The 18,115-nt window shown below is 72.0% G+C and carries 15 protein-coding genes; 8 read left to right on the top strand and 7 right to left on the bottom strand.

What is annotated here, in order from left to right; genetic code table 11:
- The 4 genes from D7X74_RS26770 to D7X74_RS26755 form a co-directional block, all read left to right on the top strand.
- Window positions 1–2,591: penicillin-binding protein 1A (locus D7X74_RS26770; RefSeq protein ID WP_233595962.1), on the top strand; the 2,591-nt coding region annotated here is incomplete at its 5' end.
- Window positions 2,588–3,940: a VCBS repeat-containing protein gene (locus D7X74_RS26765; protein WP_120535839.1), complete on the top strand. Its 1,353-nt coding sequence runs from the start codon at window positions 2,588–2,590 to the stop codon at window positions 3,938–3,940. The genes D7X74_RS26770 and D7X74_RS26765, both read left to right, overlap by 4 nt.
- Window positions 3,937–5,304, top strand: coding sequence for an ABC transporter substrate-binding protein (locus D7X74_RS26760; protein WP_120535838.1), 1,368 nt, complete (start codon window positions 3,937–3,939; stop codon window positions 5,302–5,304). The genes D7X74_RS26765 and D7X74_RS26760 overlap by 4 nt, the downstream gene beginning before the upstream one ends.
- Before the next feature lie 97 nt (window positions 5,305–5,401).
- The gene (locus D7X74_RS26755; protein ID WP_120535837.1) at window positions 5,402–7,051 is read left to right on the top strand and encodes an ATP-binding protein; all 1,650 of its coding nucleotides are present in this window, start codon (window positions 5,402–5,404) and stop codon (window positions 7,049–7,051) included.
- A gap of 107 nt (window positions 7,052–7,158) precedes the next feature.
- On the opposite strand, the gene D7X74_RS26750 is transcribed toward D7X74_RS26755, so the two are convergent.
- A complete protein-coding gene (locus D7X74_RS26750; protein ID WP_120535836.1) occupies window positions 7,159–9,264 on the bottom strand; it encodes an MXAN_5187 family protein in 2,106 nt (701 codons plus the stop codon).
- Between the two features lie 166 nt (window positions 9,265–9,430).
- Complete coding sequence (gene hpf / locus D7X74_RS26745) at window positions 9,431–9,796, bottom strand: ribosome hibernation-promoting factor, HPF/YfiA family (protein ID WP_120535835.1); 366 nt, start codon at window positions 9,794–9,796, stop codon at window positions 9,431–9,433.
- Between the two features lie 163 nt (window positions 9,797–9,959).
- On the opposite strand from hpf, the gene D7X74_RS26740 reads away from it, so the two are divergent.
- The gene (locus D7X74_RS26740) at window positions 9,960–10,322 is read left to right on the top strand and encodes a response regulator (protein ID WP_120535834.1); all 363 of its coding nucleotides are present in this window, start codon (window positions 9,960–9,962) and stop codon (window positions 10,320–10,322) included.
- Window positions 10,323–10,442: 120 nt separating this feature from the next.
- Entirely contained in the window at window positions 10,443–10,856 is a 414-nt protein-coding gene (locus tag D7X74_RS26735) for a DUF2007 domain-containing protein (protein ID WP_233595435.1), read from the top strand.
- Window positions 10,857–10,869: 13 nt separating this feature from the next.
- On the opposite strand, the gene D7X74_RS26730 is transcribed toward D7X74_RS26735, so the two are convergent.
- Complete coding sequence (locus tag D7X74_RS26730; RefSeq protein WP_120535832.1) at window positions 10,870–11,859, bottom strand: N-acetylmuramoyl-L-alanine amidase-like domain-containing protein; 990 nt, start codon at window positions 11,857–11,859, stop codon at window positions 10,870–10,872.
- Window positions 11,856–12,842 carry a HEAT repeat domain-containing protein gene (locus D7X74_RS26725; protein ID WP_233602265.1) on the bottom strand — a complete coding sequence of 329 codons (987 nt, stop codon included), beginning with the start codon at window positions 12,840–12,842 and terminating at the stop codon, window positions 11,856–11,858. The genes D7X74_RS26730 and D7X74_RS26725 overlap by 4 nt, the downstream gene beginning before the upstream one ends.
- Before the next feature lie 157 nt (window positions 12,843–12,999).
- Here D7X74_RS26725 and D7X74_RS26720 point away from each other — a divergent pair, with 157 nt between their 5' ends.
- Both D7X74_RS26720 and D7X74_RS26715 read left to right on the top strand, forming a co-directional pair.
- Window positions 13,000–13,314, top strand: coding sequence for a DUF4398 domain-containing protein (locus tag D7X74_RS26720; RefSeq protein ID WP_120535840.1), 315 nt, complete (start codon window positions 13,000–13,002; stop codon window positions 13,312–13,314).
- Window positions 13,315–13,331: 17 nt separating this feature from the next.
- Entirely contained in the window at window positions 13,332–14,753 is a 1,422-nt protein-coding gene (locus D7X74_RS26715; RefSeq protein WP_120535831.1) for an OmpA family protein, read from the top strand.
- Window positions 14,754–14,947: 194 nt separating this feature from the next.
- On the opposite strand, the gene truD is transcribed toward D7X74_RS26715, so the two are convergent.
- The 3 genes from truD to D7X74_RS26700 form a co-directional block, all read right to left on the bottom strand.
- A complete protein-coding gene (gene truD / locus D7X74_RS26710) occupies window positions 14,948–15,976 on the bottom strand; it encodes a tRNA pseudouridine(13) synthase TruD (protein WP_120535830.1) in 1,029 nt (342 codons plus the stop codon).
- Entirely contained in the window at window positions 15,973–17,289 is a 1,317-nt protein-coding gene (locus D7X74_RS26705; protein WP_120535829.1) for a DUF4388 domain-containing protein, read from the bottom strand. The genes truD and D7X74_RS26705 overlap by 4 nt, the downstream gene beginning before the upstream one ends.
- 7 nt (window positions 17,290–17,296) lie before the next feature.
- Window positions 17,297–18,115, bottom strand: an 819-nt coding sequence (locus D7X74_RS26700; RefSeq protein ID WP_120535828.1) for a thioredoxin domain-containing protein, incomplete at its 5' end; no start/stop codon positions are given.

Raw genomic sequence — 18,115 nt, 5'->3', positions numbered from 1 at the left:
CTCCGGCCCCGACCGGCGCACCGCCGCCCCCGAGGCGCGGCTTCGGCGCCGCGCTGTGGCGCTGGACGAAGCGGCTGTTGGTGCTGGGCGTCGTGGGGCTCGTGCTGCTCATCGCCGCGGGCGTGGCCACGTACGCCTACTACAGCCGCGACCTGCCCTCCGTGGAGTCCCTGCGCGTCTACCTGCCGCCGCAGGTGACGAAGGTGACGTGCGCGGACGGCACGCTCTGCGCGGAGTTCGCGCTGGAGCGCCGCACGCTCATCCGCATCGAGGACCTGCCCGTCCACGTGCGCAACGCCTTCCTCGCAGCCGAGGACGCGGACTTCTACAAGCACGAGGGCCTGGACCCGTTCGGCATCCTGCGCGCGGGCGTGAAGAACCTCATCCCCGGCAGCCGCAAGTCCGGCGCGTCCACACTCACGCAGCAGGTCGTGAAGAACATGCTGCTCACGCCCGAGCGCAGCCTGGGCCGGAAGATCCGCGAGTGGATCCTCACCCCGCGCCTGGAGCAGGCCCTCACCAAGGATCAGATCCTCAGCCTCTACATCAACGGCGTGTACTTCGGGCAGCGGCGTTACGGCCTGGAGGAGGCCGCGCTCTTCTACTTCGGCAAGCACGCGAAGGACCTGTCCGTGGGCGAGGCCGCCGTGCTCGCGGGCACCGTGCAGCAGCCCCACCGCATCAACCCGGTGACGAACATCACCCGCGCCAAGCAGCGCCAGCGCTACGTGCTGGAGCAGATGGCCGGACAGGGCTTCGTGGCGCGCGCGGTGGTGGACGCGGAGAAGGAGAAGCCCATCGTGCTCGCGCCGCGAAAGGCGCCCTCCGCGGGGGCGTACTACGCGGAGGAGATCCGCCGCACGCTCGTGGAGCGCTACGGTGAGAAGAAGGTGATGGAGGGCGGCCTGCGCGTGGACATCGCGCTCGTGCCCCGGCTCCAGTCCGTCGCGGAGAAGGCCGTGCGCGAGGGCCTGGAGGCGGTGGACCGGCGTCAGGGCTACCGGGGCGCTCCGGGCAAGCTGGAGGCGGACGCGTGGGCCCGCTACCGCGCGCTCATCGCCCAGCGCATCGAGGAGGCCGGGCGCCGGCAGAAGGACCAGGGCTATGTCGCGGACCTGGCGCCGCTCGTCCAGGCCCCCTCGGCCCCGGCCACGCCGCAGGTCAAGCCGACCGTGCCGGAGGTCGACGGCGCGGAGGAGCAGGCCCCACCGGAGCTGGCCGCCGAGGTCGAGGAAGAAGAAGCGCCCCAGTCCCCGGAGCGCGAGCGCGCCGGACGCGTGCTCCTCAAGCCGATGGAGGAGGGCCTGCGCCTCACCGGCTACGTGACGGAGGTGGACCCCAAGCGCGACGTGGCCCGCGTGGACCTGGTGGGCCGCACCGCGGAGGTGTCCTTCGCGTCCGTCGGGTGGGCGCGGCAGAAGGGCAAGAAGGCGCCCAAGGGCATCGCGGACGTGTTCACGCCCGGGGAGCTGGTGTTCGTGCGCGTGCTCAAGGCACCGCCCGCGCCGGCCTTCGTGGAGGCCACGTTGGATCAGGTGCCGCTGGTGCAGGGCGGCCTTGTCGTCATCAACCCGGCCAACCGCAATGTGGTGGCGATGGTGGGCGGCTACGACGCGGAGCGCTCGTCCTTCAACCGCGCCACGCAGGCGAAGCGCCAGCCGGGGTCATCCTTCAAGCCCTTCATCTACGCCGCCGCGCTGGCTTCTGGCCGCTTCACGCCGCTGTCCACGGTGAACGACGCGCCGGAGACCATCCGCGATCCGTACACGGGCAAGGCGTGGAAGCCGAAGAACTTCGACGGCCAGTTCGAAGGCCCCATGACGATGCGCACGGCGCTCACCAAGTCGAAGAACACGGTGTCCGTGCGGCTCATCGAGGCCATCACCCCCGCGACCGCCATCGACTTCGCGCGGCGGGCGGGCATCCGCTCCGCGCTGCCGGAGAACCTCACGCTGGCGCTGGGCACTGGCGAGGTGACGATGCTGGAGGCCGTCAACGCGTACGCCACGCTGCAGGCCAACGGCCGCTACGCGGAGCCGCTGCAACTGCTGCGCGTGCGCGACGCGAACGGCACCGTGCTGGAGGAGCACCAGCCGGCCTTCGAGGAGACGCTGCCCCCGGCGGTGGCGTACCTGGCGACGTCGCTCATGCGCAGCGTCGTGGAGGAGGGCACGGCGCGGGCGGTGCGTGAATTGAACCGACCGGCCGCGGGCAAGACGGGCACCACCAACGAGTCCAAGGACACGTGGTTCTCCGGCTACACGATGGACTGGGTGGCCAGCGCGTGGGTGGGCTTCGATGACAACTCGCCCCTGGGCAGCAGCGAGACGGGTGGCCGGGCCGCGCTGCCCATCTGGCTCAACTTCATGCGCGTGGCGGAAGAAGGGCTGCCCGCGCGCGACTTCGAGGTGCCCCCGGGCGTCACGCAGGTGCGCATCGACCCGGCGACGGGGCTGCTCGCGGGCAACTCGGTTCCGGGCCGGCTGGAGCCCTTCCTGGAAGGCACCCAGCCCACCGCCGAGGCCCCGCCGCCCGGGCAGGTGACGCCGGACAACTTCTTCATCGAGGAAGGTGGCAAGAAGGGCCTGTGAGTCGCTCGCTCCTGTCCCTGTTCCTGGCGTTCGCCTTCGCCCTGCCCTCCGGGGCCTTCGCGGCGGAAGGCGATCCCCCCGCCACGGCCCGCCTCGCCGTGGCCGTGGCGGAGGCGATCCGCGCCGCGCCCGCCGAGGCGCCCGTCGCGGTGTCCCTGTCCGGAAGCTCCGCCGAGCTGCGCCGCGCCTTCGGGACGCTGCTGGCCTCGCGGCTCGCGGCCCAGCAGTTGGGGCCCGTGGTGCTGGAGGTCCCCCCCGAGCGCGCGGAGGCCACCGCCCGCGAACAGGGGGCCCGCTCGCTGGTGCGGCTCACGCTGGACGTGGAGGGCGGCGAGCTGGTGGCACGGGGCGACGTGCTGGGCACGTGGGTGAACTTCTGGTCCGGCCGCACGCCCACGCGTCCGCCGAAGCCCGCCGCCGCCGTGGCCGAGGGCGTGGAGGCGGATGCCGCGGTGCTGGCCCTGGCCTCGGTGGGGGCGCCCGCCAACGGGACGCCGGGCCCCGGGCCGCAGCAGAAGCGGCCGGTGCGCCTGCTGGGCGCGGTGTTCGCCCGGGTGGAGACGCCGCTGGCCGCGCTGGCCTCGGGCGACCTGGACGGAGATGGTCGCGACGAGGTGGCCGCGCTCACCGCGCGCGAGGTGTTCGTGTTCGCGGCGGATGGACGGCTGCTGGCGCGGCGGGAGCTGGAAGGCGCGCCCGCGACGGCGACGACGCGGGAGCCCTTCGGGGCGCTGGCGGTGCTCGCGGGACCTCCTCGACTGGCCGCTTGGAGTACGCGCTACGCGAAGGGTGAGCTGCTGGTGCTGGACAAGGCGAAGGGGACGCTGCGCTCGGCGGGGACGCTGGATGCGGCGCCGCTGGGGGGGATGGAGCGCGGGACGTTCGTGCCCGGGCAGACGGTGTTCGCGCCGGAGGTCCGGCTGGCGGATGGGCGGGGCCTCACGGTGCCCGCGCCGTTCGGCGCCGCGAGCTTCGCGTCCCCACGCATGTTGTTCGTCCACGCGGACGGCACGGCATCGCTCTACGCGAGGCCCGCGTCCGCGCCTTCACGGCTGTCGGGCCTGGGAGTGGGCAGTGCGCTGGGAGACCTGGATGGGGATGGTGTCCCGGAGCTGATCACCACGTCGCCCCTGCTCCAGCCCACACCGGATGCGATGCGCGTGTTGTCGCTGACGCCCGATGCACCGATGGCGCATGAGCCGCTGTGGCAGGGGGGTCTTCCACCGGGCCGTGCGCTGTTCGTGGTGACGGCGGACCTGGATGGGGACAAGCGCCGGGAGGTCGTCGTGGGGTCGTGGAAGCCGGATGGCACGAGCGAGCTGTTCCTCCTGCGCCAGGGTGCACCGTGATGATCCGCTCCGCCCTCGCCGGTCTGGTCCTCCTCAGCTCCGCCCCGACGCTCGCGGCCAGCCGTCCGCGTTATGGAGGTGAGCTGCGCGCGGCCCATGCCGGTCCGCCCGAGATTGGAGAGCCCGCCCTCGCCGACACGCCGATGGAGGCCGCGCTCCTGGGACTGCTGACGCGGCCCGTGTGTCGCGTGGACGCCGACGGACGCATCCACCCGACGCTGGCGCGCGAGCTGTCGCGCCCGGTGCCCCAGGCCCTGCGTGTCGCGCTGCCCTCCCCTGTCAGTGCCACCGCCGTGGCCCGGGCCTGGACGCGGCTGTCGTCGCCCGACGCGCTGTCTCCGTACCGCGCGCTGCTGTACCCGCTGCGGGGCGAGGGTCGGCAGGTGACGTCCTCGGGGGCCACGCTGGAGCTGGCGCTGGCCTTTCCGTGGCCCGACCTGGAGCGTTCGCTCTGCCATCCAGCGCTCGCGCCCCCGCCGTCTCCGGCGTCGGGCCCCTTCAGCGCGGCGGGTAGGGGCGTGTTGGAGGCGCAGCCCGCGTGGCCGGAGGGCCGGCCGTACCTGGACCGTCTGGCGCTCACCGCCACGGATGAACGCGGCCTGACGCGGCTGTGGTCCGCGCGACAGGTGCAGGTGGAGCTGGGCACGCCCCCGGACAACGACACCCTCACGGGCGCGGCGCTGTACGCGACATACCTGGCATATTCGCCCCGGAAGGTGCCCACGGATTTCCGACAGGCCTTCGAGAGCGCCATCGATCGCGATGACCTCACGCGGCTGTTCGTGAAGGGGCCGGCGGTGCCGATGCCGAACCTGTTGCCCCCCGCGCTGTTGCCTCAAGGGTCCAAGGCAAGGCCCGCTGCGCCGCCCACGGGCACGACGCGCAAGGTGACGCTCGCCTACGACGCCGCGCTGGCGGATCAGCGAGCCGTAGCCGAGCGCATCCAGGTGAAGCTGCACGAGCAGGGCTACACCGTCGCGCTGGAGCCGCAGTCACGCGCCGCACTGCGCGGACGGCAGGCCCGGGGCGACTTCGAATTGATGCTGAGCGCCCTGCTACTGCCGCCCATCCCCGGGCCCGCGCTGGCGGTGGTGCTGGAAGCAGGCGGACGGCGCGATCTGCTCGGCGTGGAGCTTCCGCCCATCGGGGCGCTCGCGGATGCGGGAGCCCGGGATGCGAGAGGTCGCGAGCGGGCGTTGGCCCTGGCGCCCTCGGTGCCACTCATCCCGCTGTATGCGCAGGGGCTGGGACTCCGCGCGGCACCGGAGGTGTCAGGCCTGATGCTGGATGCGCAGGGCCTGCCCGTGCTGGAGGGCGCGTGGCTGTCGCCCGTCGAGGCGTCGGGTGGTGGGGGCCGCCAGTGAGCCGCGCCGGGGTGAAGGGGCGCGCCGCAAGAGTTCGCCAGAATGTTCGCGGACGAAGCCTGACCGTGAGCCACGCCAACGGGCAGGAAGCCATCGCATGCGCCTGAGAACCCGGCTCGCGCTCGCGTTCGCCCTGCTCGCGCTGGTGCCGCTGGCGGTGGTGGTGCCCCTGACGCTGACGCGCCTGCGCGACACGCTGTCGCGCGAACTGGATGCGCGCATGACGGCCGCCACCGCCTCCGCGCAGGAGTCCCTGGAACGCTCCGCTTCCAACGCGCGCCGCGCCGTGGAGGAGCTGGTGGAGAGTCCCGCCATGGAGGACCTGGTGCGCGAGGCGCGCGACCGCCCCCTGCGCGCCATCCAGGCCGGCACCGCCGAAGGGCTCATGAAGAGCCGGGGTCTCACGGTGCTCACGCTGTTCGACCGCAACGGCACGGTGCTGTCCTCCGGACACCTGCCCGCCCGGCGCGGCGACCCGGACGCCGTGCTCTTCGCGGTGACGAAGGAGAAGTCCCCCCGCCCCGTGCCGGTGCGCGTGGACGTGCGAGGCAACGCGGGCCTGCGACAGGTGCCCGCGCTCGTCACCGCGCGACCCGTGGACTACGGCGACGTGCGGCTCTGGGCTGTGGGCGGCGTGGTGCTGGACGACGGCCTCGCGCAGCACCTGGCGCGCCTCACCCAGACGGACGTGACGCTGCTGTCCGGCGAGACGACGGTGGCGCACGCGGGCAGCGCGGCCCCTCCCACCGTGGCGCGCGTGCTGCCCCTGGGCGACGCGGCCTCCGTGCGCCTGACCTTCAGCCGCGCCGCCGCGCGTGAGGCGGAAGAAGGCGTCATGCGCGCATTCCTCCTGCTCGCGGGCCTGGGCCTCGCCTTCGCGGCGCTGCTGGGCCTGTGGGTGTCCCGGTGGATGACGCGGCCGGTGGAGGCCCTCACCTCCGGTGCCCGCCGCGTGGCCGAAGGCGCGCTGGACGTCCAGGTGGCGGCCCGGGCCTCCGGCGAGGTGGGCGAACTGGTCCGGACGTTCAACCACATGACGTCCGAGCTGAAGGCCACCACCGAGCGGCTGATGGCCACCGAGCGCATCGCCGCGTGGCAGGAAGTCGCGCGACGGCTGGCGCACGAAATCAAGAATCCCCTCACCCCCATCCGCATGTCGCTGGAGACGCTGCTGGCCGCGCACGAAGCGCGCCACCCCAGCTTCCCCAACCTCTTCAAGGAGAGCGCGGGCGTCATCCTGGAGGAGGTGGAGCGACTGCGGCGCATCGTGGACGAGTTCAGCCGCTTCGCGCGCCTGCCCAAGCCCCAGCTCGCTCCGGTGGACCTGGGAGAGCTGGCCCAGGGCGTGCTCTCGCTCTACGCCGCGCCTCCCGAGGGCATCCAACTTCAGCCCGCGCTCCAGACGGGCGTGGTGGCCCGCGCGGACCGGGATCAGCTCACCCAGGTGCTCGTCAACCTGGTGAAGAACGCCGAGGAGGCGATGACGGGCAAGGGAGGCGCGCTGCGCGTGCGCGTGAAGGGCACCGACGCGGACGCCGTCATCGAAGTGGAGGACGACGGTCCCGGCATCCCCGCCGAACACCGCGCCCGCATCTTCGAGCCCTACTTCACCACCAAGGACGGCGGCACCGGCCTGGGGCTGGCCATCGCCGCGCGCATCCTCCAGGAGCACGGAGGCCGGCTGGAGGTGGGCGGAGAGCCGGGCCAGGGCGCCCGCTTCAGCGTCGTGCTCCCCCGCGCGAGCTGAGGCTCGGAGCGCTCCTCGGGAACCCGCCGCACCGCCCGCGAACGAGAAGGCCCGGCACCTCGCGAGGAGGTCCCGGGCCTTCGGGCACGACACGCGTCCGCCGGACGTCAGTCCTTGACGGGCGTGGCCTTGAGGGCGGCCTTGCCTTCCTTCACGTAGACCTGGAAGCGCACCGTCTTGCACGCGTACTTCGTGACGAGCTGCTCCTTGTTCTTGCGCAGCTTCTGCACGAACTTGTCGTACGTCAGGCCGTCCGCCACCTCACCGCAGCGCTCGCGCGTGGTGACGAACTCGCGGAAGACGTCCTGGAAGTGCTGCTCCTCCGACAGGGCCGCCGCGGCCGCCGTGTTGCTCGCGCCCGGCAGCGGAATCGCCTGGGGGCCGCTGTTGCGCGGGGGCGGCATCGGGATGGCTTCGGACGTGGGGCGGGTGCTCGCCTGGAGCAGCTCGCGGGGAATCGCCGCCACGCGCGTCGTCTCCGGATTGGCGTCATCCGGCGACTGCGCCGCCGCCAGCGCGAACGGGTTGGCCGCCTGCTGGAGCGAATACGCCGCCGTGGGCTGATCCTCGAAGGCGAACGCTCCGCCGTGACGCGGGGCCGCCTGCGCGATGGGCTCGTTCGACGGGGCCGCATGCTCGAAGGGCATGGGCGTGCCGTGCGCGTACGCCGGAGGCGGCGTGAACGGCTCCGCCGCGGGCGGCGGGTAGGCCGCGGGCGGCGACGGGAACGGGAACGACTCCACCCCCGCGAACGGATCCGCCAGCGGCGCGGACGTCGCCACCGGAGGCGGCGCGCCGTACGGATTCGACAGCGGAATCGGCGCGGCGGCCGGAGGCGGCATCGCGAACGGATCCCCCAGCCCACCGGAAGCCTGGGCAGGCGGCGCTCCGAACGGATCCGCCGACGACGGGAACGGGAACGCGTCCGCGCTCCCGAACGGATCCGCCGCCGGGCTCACCGGCGGAGGGGCCGCCGAGGCGAACGGATTCGACACCGGCTCCGACGACATCGCCGAAGCGAACGGATTCGACACCGGCTCCGCGGACGCCGCCGACCCGAACGGATCCGGAAGCGGCGCGGGCACGGCGGCAGCAGGCGCCACGGCGACCGGCGCCGCGGACTGCGCGGCCATCGCCGCGGACCAGCCCAGCGTGTCCCCGTTGCCCGTGGCGACGGCATCGTCGGAAGACGCGCTGCGTCCCCCGCCCATCAGCGCCGTCCACACGAGGCTCAGCAGCAGCAACCCCGCCAGCGCCAGCAGCGCGGTGTGCTGATACGCGGCCAGCGGGGCCAGCGCCGCCGCGGTGCCCGCGAGGGCCACCACTTCGTACGGCGTGCCTTCCAGCGCCCGGCGGGCCCCCACGAACAACGGGGCCTGTCCGCCCATCGCATCGCCGTGGGTGAACGCCGGCAGTTGCACCGGGCCCAGCGCCTGGAGCGACCCGGTCTCCAGGACCGTGTCCTTCGCCCCCGCGGAGAGCCGGGGCAGCGCGCCATCCAGCCGCGCCTTCTCCGTCCCCACGCCCCCCACCACCTTGTCACCCTGCACGAGCCCCAGCGCGGCCACGCCCGACGCGTCCAGCGCGCCCTGCAGCGCGGTGTCCGCCACCAGCGGCGCGCCCACCACCAGCGTCAGCGCGGGAGCCTGGGTCGCATCGCCGCTCCACACGAGCGGCACGGACGCGAAGACGTGCGGCGCCCCGAAGGCGTCCACCACGGACGTGCCCGCCTTCGCGAGCGCCGGGACGTCCAGGAGGGCGGCATCGGAGGACGGCTCGGCCCCGGCGCGCGCATGGAAGCTCGCGTCCCCGGCCACCACCGCCACCACGGCGCCCTGCAGCTCCTTGGGCAGCACCGCTTCCGCGGCGGCGCGCAGGGCCCCGAAGCGCTCGGCCGTCAGCGGCGAAAGCGCACCGGCCTCCTCCGCGTCCTTCCCGGCGTTGCGGTCGCGCGGCGACTTCGCCACCGGCGCGGGACGCAGGGCGTGAACCGCGGCCGCCACGCCGGGACTGCCGGCCAGCTTCAGCGCCAGGGATTGGATCTCGGAGCGGCGCGCATCCACGCGCCGCGACACTTCGCCGGCACCCGAGGCGGCCTGGAGCGCGGCGCCTTCCACCGCGCGCGCGCCTTGAGGCGCCGACAGCGTCGGGAGGTGAGCCAGGCCCAGTCCGAGGACCAGGAGTGCGAACAGCAGGAACTTGAGGCGGACCATCGCCGTCCTTTAGCCCAAGGGTGAGGGGATCCGCTTATAGCGTCCACCTTCCGACCCCAGCAAGGAACTGGCCTGAAGGAACCCGGGGGCCGGATGCCTGGCTGGCATCCGGAATTCCCGGGCCCTTCGTCTACTGAACAGCGAGCACGCGGCAAAAGCGGGACGGCTACAGGTTGCTCGCCGCGTCCGCGTTGAGGTCGTACGGCAGGCCGTTCGTCGCGACGCTGCGGCGCCGCTCCACCGCGCGCTTGATGGTCTTCTCCAACCGGTCACGCGTTGCGTCGATGGCCTGGAACAGCGTCTCCGCCGTCTCCGTCACGTGCACCGCCTCCATTCCGGGCATGCGCACCGTCACCCGGCACTCCTTGTCCACGCCTCCCTTGTTGGGTCCGTTGATGTCCACGAGCGCGATGTCGATCTCCGACGCTTCGTCCTCGGCGAACCGCTCGATGTGAGCGACCAGGTGCTCATCCGTGTACGCCTTGAGGTTGTCCGACAGCTTCAGATGCACTCCACGCAACAACACCTTCATGGATTCACCTCCGGGAACAAACATGGGCAGTCCCCGGCCCTTCCGTGAGGGGCTTTCGCAAGCTTTCCCGCCTGGCCTCCCCCGAAGCAGCCAGCCGACCGTCGCCGCGTCCGGGACGGCCCGGGTGAATGAATAACCCTCAGCACCGGGTTGCTGTAGGCGCATGGATGGCGAGCGAATCAAGGTCTTGCTGGTCGAGGACGACGGTGACAGCCGTGAACTCCTGGCGGAGCTGCTGGAGGACGACTTCGACGTCACCACCGCCGCGGACGGCGTCGCGGGCCTCCGGGCCTTCGAGGAGACCCATCCCGACGTCGTGGTGACGGATGAGTCCCTGCCGGGCATGAACGGCACGGAGCTGGCGCAGCAGGTCAAGGAGCGCGAACCCAACGCCCGCGTCGTGCTCGTGTCCGGCTACGCGCAGGTGGACGGCGCCGGGTATTGCGACGTCGTGATGCGCAAGCCCATCGACGTGGAGGGGCTCAGCAAGATGGTCTGCAAGCTGGGGGAAGAGGCGAAGCACTGAGGAATTCGCACAGGGGGCCGCCTGCCATCCGCGCGAAGCGTTCCTAACATTCCAGCCATCGCCCAGGAGGGCCTCATGAGGTACTGCGCACGGTGTGGCTCGGAGTATCAGGACAGTGTCGTGAACTGCACGGATTGCCCCAACCACCCACCGCTCGTCTCGTCGGACGAGATGCGTGACCGGGGGCTGCCGCTTCCCCATGAGCTGGATGATCACCGGTTCGTGAAGGCGGGCATCGCGGAGGATCCCGTGACGGCCCAGGTCTTCGAGGACGTGCTGAACGAACAGCACATCCCGCTCATCGTCCGCCCCGGCCGCTCGGGCGTGGTGGACGAGCTGACCACCGGCAACCTGCTGCCCTGGTGGGAAATCCTGGTCCCGGACACGTTCCAGACGCGCGCCGCCGCCCTCCTGGAGGAAGTGAAGATCCAGGGGCTGGCCACGGCGGACGAAGCCGGACGCGCCGCCGAGGAAGAGGAGCGCGAGGGCGAGCTGGACCGCGCCCAGGCGGACGCCGCCCCTCCCGCCTTCTAGGAGGGGACGAGCGTCAAGGCGCGCCGACGTCCGCGCTGCCCGCCGAGGGCGCGGGCTGCGAGGCGAGCGTGGGGGGCGGACGCCGGGCCTCGAAGAGGCTCACGCCCGTCACCTTCCACTTGTCGTAGCGCGCGTTGCGGGCGAGGAACGTCTCCAGGTCCTCGTCCACCACGCGGTTGTAGCCGCCCCGGGAGGCGTGGCGCAGGTACGTGCGCTTCTTCTTCTGCACCACGAAGCCCAGGTGGGTGATGCGCGTGGCTTTCAGCGGCAGGTCCTCGCGCAGCACGACGAGGATGGTGCCGGACGCCACGTCGCGCGCGTGCGTGAGCACCTTGTCCAACGGAATCATGGTGAGCCCGAAGGTGCCCACGGGCTGGCGCTCCTTCGGCAACTGCAGCGCCAGGGACGACTTCGACTGCCAGGTGTTCGCGGTGAGCGTCTTGGTGACGGCGACGGCGTCGTCCTTCGCGTAGCGCCGCGTCACATCCACCAGCAGGCCCTTCTTGATGTTGTTGGGCAGCCACTGCGCTTCCATCAGGTGGTTGCGGTCCTCGTACGCGGGCGTGCTCGCGTAGCGGATCCGCTCCAGGAGCGCCGGAACTTCCGGCTCGCCGTGGGCCATGCCCAGCGCCAGCGTCTCCTCCACGAAGGTGAGGCAGTCCACCGCGTCCAGGCGGAAGGTGGGGTCGGGATCCACGCCCTGGCCCTCCCCCAGCGGGGAGAGCACATAGGGGGTGTTGAGGAAGCGCTCGCTCATGCCCAGGAGCCGTTCGGCGAGCGGCGTCTCCGCCTGATCCGCGATGAGGGCCACGCGCTGCTCCGGCGTCAGGGGCTTCCAGCCGTTCTCCCGCACGGGCGCGGGCAGCGGCAGGGCCCCTGGATTCGCGGGCGCGCTCAGGGATGCGGGCACCGCGCGCGCTGGCGGCACGGGCTTGCCCGGAGCCTGGGACGCGACCGGCGCCTGGGCCAGCAGCGCCAGCGCGCACATCCCTACGAAGCTCACGGCGCCACCCCGGCCTTGCGCAGGATGGCCTTGCGCCGGTCGTCCGCGAGCTGGAGCGTCTCCAGCTCCTTCTCATAGGTGAGCTTCTCCTCGCCCTTCGCGTTCCAGGACGCCAGCACCAGCCAGTCCAGCGCGGCAGCATCCCCGCCCTGGTGCAGCATCCGCGCGGAGGCGGCGGCAATGGCGCGGTCCGCGTCCTTCAGGAGCGGCGACAGCACGGGGCTGGCCTTCTTGGCCGGCACGCCCTCGAAGAGCGCCAGGCCCTGGCGGCGCACGAACTTGTCGGGGTTGCCCAGCAGCTTCTGCGCGAACGCGAAGCCCTCCGGAGCCCCCAGCCGGCACAGCCCCCGGGCCGCGGCGAAGCGCGTGCTCTCCGAGTCGCTGTCCAGGTACGCCTTGAGCCCTGGCTTCTGCTTCGTGTCACCGGACGTTCCCGCGGCCTCCAGCAGCGCGGCCCGCACCTCCACATCCTGCTCCGTCCTGGCGGCCGCCATCAGCGGCTTGCCCATCTTGGGGTTGCGCGACGCGCCCAGGGCCCGCGCGGCCTCCCGGCGCACGCCGCTGCTCTTGTCGTTCAGGAGCGGCAGCACGACGGCGGTGTTGCGACTGCCCAGCTTCGCCAGCCCCTGCGCCGCGTACATGCGCACGGTGCTGTCGCCATCCGAGGCGAGCTTCGCGAGCGTGGACTCGCCCTGGCGCGCGCCGAGCGACGCCAGGAGCGAGGCGAGGTTTCGGCGGGTGCGCTCCTCGAAGGTGTTGCGCAGGATGGGACCGAGCTGCTCGGCCGCGTAGGACTCCTCCCGCAGGTAGCGCAGGCGCGACGCGGCGGCCGGCACGGGGCCGCCCTGGGACACCTGGGCGAGCACGGCGTCCGCCTCCTTGCGGCTCTGGGCGCGTTTGGCCGCGGACGCGGAGCCGGCGGCGAGGCCGGCCAGGGGCAACAGGACCACGAGGAGGAGCAGCGACGCGGACGGGGAACGCACGGGGCCGGAACGATGGCAAGCGCGGCGCCTGCCGTCAAAGTCCCCCCCTCCGCCCGGCTCCCTGCTTCACGCCGACCGCCCGATTCTTGACCCTCCCGAGGGCGATTGATACGACCGACTCAAGTCGCTTCCCTCTAGGATGACCGAGGCCCACGTGATGACGAAGCAGTCGCTCCTGATGGCGGTTGCGGGCGTGCTGACCGCATGTGGCCCCGTGAAATCGACGTCCAACATCCTCGACGCGGAGGTGCAGATCCAGGCCGCGCGTACGGCCGGCGCCGAGAAGGAAGCCCCCTACGAGTGGACGGCCGCCAACCTCTACCTCCAGAAGGCCCGGGAGGAGGTCGGCTATTCGGACTACCAGGCCGGCGTGGACTTCGCGGTGAAGGCGTCCCGCTTCGCCAACGAGGCGCGCGAGAAGGCCATGTCCGCCGCCAACGCCGACTCCCAGGGTCGCCCCCAGAACCCGTGACGCCCGAGCGCTCCCCGATGAAGCGTCTGTCCCAGTCCGCGCTGCTCACCCTGCTGTTGGCCACCACCGCCTGCGTCAGCGGCAACAAGATCCGCGCTGACACCGAGGTCCTCACCGCCGACGTGGAGCGCGCCCGCAGGGGCGGCGCCCTGCGCTGCGCGCCCGCCGAACTGGCCGCCGCCGAGGCCAACCTCGACTTCGCCCGGGGCGAGCTGAGTCAGGGCAACAGCACCCGCGCGGCCCAGCACGTGCGCAGCGCCGACGGCGCCGTGAAGCGCGCCCTGGAGCTGTCCAAGAACTGCGCCCCGCGCCAGGTGCTGGTGCGCGACCGGCCGGAGGCCCCGCAGCCGCAGCAGCCGGACCAGCCGCAGCAGCCCCAGCAGCAGGTGGTGGTGAGCATCGAAGAGACGGATGGCGACGGCGACGGCGTCCTGGACAAGGACGACCCCTGCCCCGACCAGGCCGAGGACGTGGACGGCTTCCAGGACCAGGACGGCTGCCCGGACACGGACAACGACGCTGACGGCGTCCTGGACGCGCAGGACAAGTGCCCGCTCATCCCCGGCGTGGCGGAGAACAACGGCTGCCCGGCGGAGGCCCCCAAGGACAAGGACGGCGACGGCGTCCTGGACAACGTGGACAAGTGCCCGGACCAGCCGGAGGACAAGGACGGATTCCAGGACGACGACGGCTGCCCGGAGCTGGACAACGACCTGGACGGCATCGTGGACGGCACGGACAAGTGCCCCAACGAACCGGGCCCGCTGCAGAACCTGGGCTGCCCCATCGTCGACAAGGACGGCGACGGCATCAACGACGACAAGGACAAGTGCCCGGACGAGCCGGAGGACAAGGACGGCTACCAGGACGAGGACGGCTGCCCGGACCTGGACAACGACAGCGACGGCGTCCCGGACGCGCAGGACAAGTGCGCGCTGGAGTCCGGCCCGCCGGAGAATGGCGGCTGCCCGGATCCGGACAAGGACGGCGACGGCATCGTGGACCGGCTGGACGCGTGCCCCGAAGACCCGGGCGTGAAGGAGGAGCGTGGCTGCGCCAAGCAGTACAAGATGGTCATCGTCAAGAAGGACCGGATTGAGATCAAGAAGCAGATCCTCTTCGGGTCCGGCTCCGCGAAGATCATCGGCAAGCAGAGCACGACCATCCTGGACGACGTGGCCCAGGCGCTGAAGGACGCGTCGTGGATCCGCAAGGTGCGCATCGAGGGACACACCGACTCGCTGGGCAACGACACGTCCAACCTGAAGCTGTCGCAGAAGCGCGCCGACGCGGTGATGGCGCAGCTGCTCAAGCGGGGCATCGACCCGGGCCGTCTGGAGGCCGTGGGCTTCGGTGAGGCCCAGCCGGTGGCACCCAACACCACCAAGGCCGGCCGCGCGCTCAACCGCCGCACGGAGTTCAACGTCGTCCGGCAGTAGCGCCCCGCCCCACCCCGCTCCGCCACGACGGAGCGGGGACGCTCGAAGCACCCCGCGCCTCCCCGGGCCTCACGCCCTGGGAGGCGTGGTCGTTTCCGGAGCCCGGTGCCCCTGGGCCCCGTGATGGAGCGAACGTCCGCCGCCTTGAGCAGAGCGGAGAGCCAAGGCCCCCTGCCCCTTGAGCCGCCTGGACTTCAGCCGTCCTTGAGCAGCTCGTGCAGCACTTCGGTGGCGTAGGCGCCGCGCGGCAGCTCGAACGTGAGCACCGCGTCCTCGCCGTCCACCGTGAGGTCCGGCGCGCCCAGCCGCACGCGGTACGGGCGGCGCGTGCCTTCCGTCTCATCTCCGCCGCGCACGAAGTCGCTCGGCGTGACGCCCGCGTCGACGAGCAGCTTCGCCTCGACCTCCGCCACCTCGCCCTTGGAGGCGGTCATCTTCGGGCCGAACATCGGTCCCGCCGGGCTCACCTCGAACGCGGCGACGCGGGGGGTGTCCACCTCGGGCGCCTCGCACACGAAGAGGCCGCCCGTCTCCTCCTTGCGCAGCACGTCACCCAGGAGCGCCGTGGCGAGCGTCCCCGCCTCCAGCCGCTGCACCAGCGCCTGGTTGAAGAGGCGAGACTGGAAGGCGGACAGGTACAGCTTGCGCTGGAAGCGATCCGGCCGCTTCGGCAGGCGCTGCCCCAGCAGCAGCATCCGGCCCAGGTCCGCGTTGTCCCCGGCCCGACCAAAGCGCTGCTCCCCGAAGTAGTTGGGCACGCCCTGCGCGGACAGCCGGGAGAACGTCTCTCGCGCCGCGCCCACGTCCCGGATGCCGCGCAGCCGCAGCCGGAAGCGGTTTCCCTTCAGGTGCCCGGTGCGCAGCTTGTTGCCGTGCCGCTTCGACTCCAGGACGCTCACGCCGTCGAGTGAGAACTCCGGAAGGCGCGCCTCGGCGCTCGCGGGCACGGACAACCACTGCCGCGTCACCGCCTGACGGTCCTTCATCCCCGCCACGCCGATGTCGTCCTCGCGCACGCCCATCGCGGCGGCCAGCGCGCGCACCACCTCGCGCGTGTCCCGGCCGCGCTTCTCCACCCAGAGGTACAGGTGCGTGCCCTCGCCGGACGGCAGGTACGCGGGCAGCTCCTCCACCTCGAAGTCATCGGGCGTGAGCTTGAAGGCGCCCCCACATCCGGGCACGTCGGCTGTCAGCCGGGGAAAACCAAAGCCAGCGTCCGTCACGGAGCCTCGAGTGTGGCCAGGAGTTCCTTCACGCGCCGAGCCAGGTCCTCGTCCGCGCGCGACTCCAACAACTCTCCCGCCTGGAACAGCAGGAAGAACATCACGTCGCTCAGCGCCTGACGGAACGAGGCCAGCGGCTCGCTGCCCAACTGGGCGCGATGCTTGTCGAAGGACTCCATCAGCCGGCCTTCGGGAAGGCTGCCGTCCGCCGCGAACGCGAGCCCCTCCAGCACCGGCGACGACGACAGCGCCTGTCCGGAGAGCGCCGCGTTCGCCGCGGCGATGAACTCGTGGTCCATGCCCTGGCGCGACACCTCGTCGCGGATCTCCCGGAAGATGAAGTTGAAGACGCGCGCCACCGGGCGGGCATCCACCGGCGCCACCGTGCGCGCAACAGGACGTGCACGCTGCGCGGCCGCCTTCTCCGGCACCACGGCGGCGGGCGCGCCCACGGGCTTGTCCGACAGCCCGGCGAACCCGCCCTCCAACAGCCGGAAGACGACCTTGGTGACGTCGAACTCGGACAGCCGCGCCGCGTGCCCCAGCTCCAGCACCGTGCGCCGCCCGTCCAGCATCGCCAGCACCCGGTCCTCGTCCTCCTCCAGCTTGCCGTCGGACGGACGCTTGCGCGCCACGTACATGCGGCCGTGGGGGATGCGCTTGCGGAAGTGCGCCAGCTCGTCGATCTTCCGGATGCTGTCCATCAGCAGGCTCTGCGTGGACAGCTGGATGGAGTGCCCCGTCTTCTCGTCCAGGGGCTGGTCGATGAGGAAGAACGCCCCCTCGCGGCACAGCACGATGGCGTGGAAGATCTCACTGACCTGGTGGGTGACGCACTTGAACAGGTCGTGCGCCTGCAGCACGCCCTTCTCCACCAGCGCCCGGCCAATCTTCGACGGCGACTGCTCGCGCAGCACCGCCTCCACCTGGGCCCGGTCCACGTAGCCCAGCCGCACCAGCACCTCGCCCAGCCGGTCCGCGGGCTCCTCGGACGTGGCGCCGCGCACCTCGCCCTCGCGGATCATCAGCGAGCGCTCGCCGCCCGGGGTGTGCACCCGGACGACGCCGCTCCAGCGCGACTGGCTCAGGAACGCGATGAGGTCCGACAGCGGGAAGCCCCCCGCGTCACCCGACAGCACCACGCGGGGCGTGGGGATGGAGCCCCCTTCCGGAGGCATGCGCGAGAAGACGAGCAGGTCGGGCGCCGTGGGCATCAGCGCGTACGTGCCCGAGCGTCCCGCGAGCGCGGGGATGCCGGTGCGGTCCTCGGGGACCAGCTGCGCGGCGCCATCGATGCGGAAGCGTTGGCTCATCCCGGTGTCAGTCGGCGGCCCACGCGTTGTTGTTCGCGCGCCACTCCACTTCGTCCTCCATGCTGTGCTCGAGCAGCCCTTCCTGGAAGCCCAGGTCGTACGCCCGTCCGTTGAAGAACACGGAGGGGGTGGCGTTGATGGCCGCCATGCGCCCCTGCGCGAGGAAGCCGTCGATCTCGTCCTTGTACTGCTCCGTCTTCAGCACGGCGGCCAGCTGGTCCCCGTCCAGGCCCACCGACTTCGCCAGCGCGGGCAGCGCCTCCTTCTTGAGGTTCTCCTGCTGGCCGAAGAGCGCGTCGTGCATCTGCCAGAACTTGCCCTGGTCGCGCGCCCACAGCACCGCCTGCGCGGCGGGGATGGCGTTGGCGTGGATGGAGAGCGGGAACGGCAGGTAGCAGAAGCGCACCTCCGTGGGGTGCTTCTTCGCGAAGCCCTCCAGGATGGGGCGGGCCTTGCCGCAGAAGGGGCACTCGAAGTCGGAGAACTCCGCCACCGTCACGGGCGCGTTGGCGTCGCCCTGGCACATGCGCGGATCCACCTTGATGGGCGCGCGCGCCTCGCGGAAGGAGCCGTAGTACTTGGAGAGCGTGACGATGACCTCGCTCGCGGGGCCGCCTTCGGACACCAGGCGCGCGGACAGCCGGGCCATCCGCTTGGCGTGCTTGCAGCCCGTGTGCTGCTTGAGGCACGCGCCCAGCGCATGGGGGCAGCCGCAGTAGCAGAACTCGTCGCTGAACACCGTGGCCAGCTCGCGCTTCGCGGCCGGGGGCAGCGCGGAGAAGTCCATGCCCGGGATGCCGGTGAGCGCCTGGGCGGGATCCTGGGA

Origin of the sequence: Corallococcus sp. CA047B (genome assembly GCF_003612065.1) — a bacterium.
Taxonomy (GTDB): domain Bacteria; phylum Myxococcota; class Myxococcia; order Myxococcales; family Myxococcaceae; genus Corallococcus; species Corallococcus praedator.
Note: the sequence above shows the minus strand (reverse complement) of the source record. Positions and strands in the feature narration are given on the sequence as shown.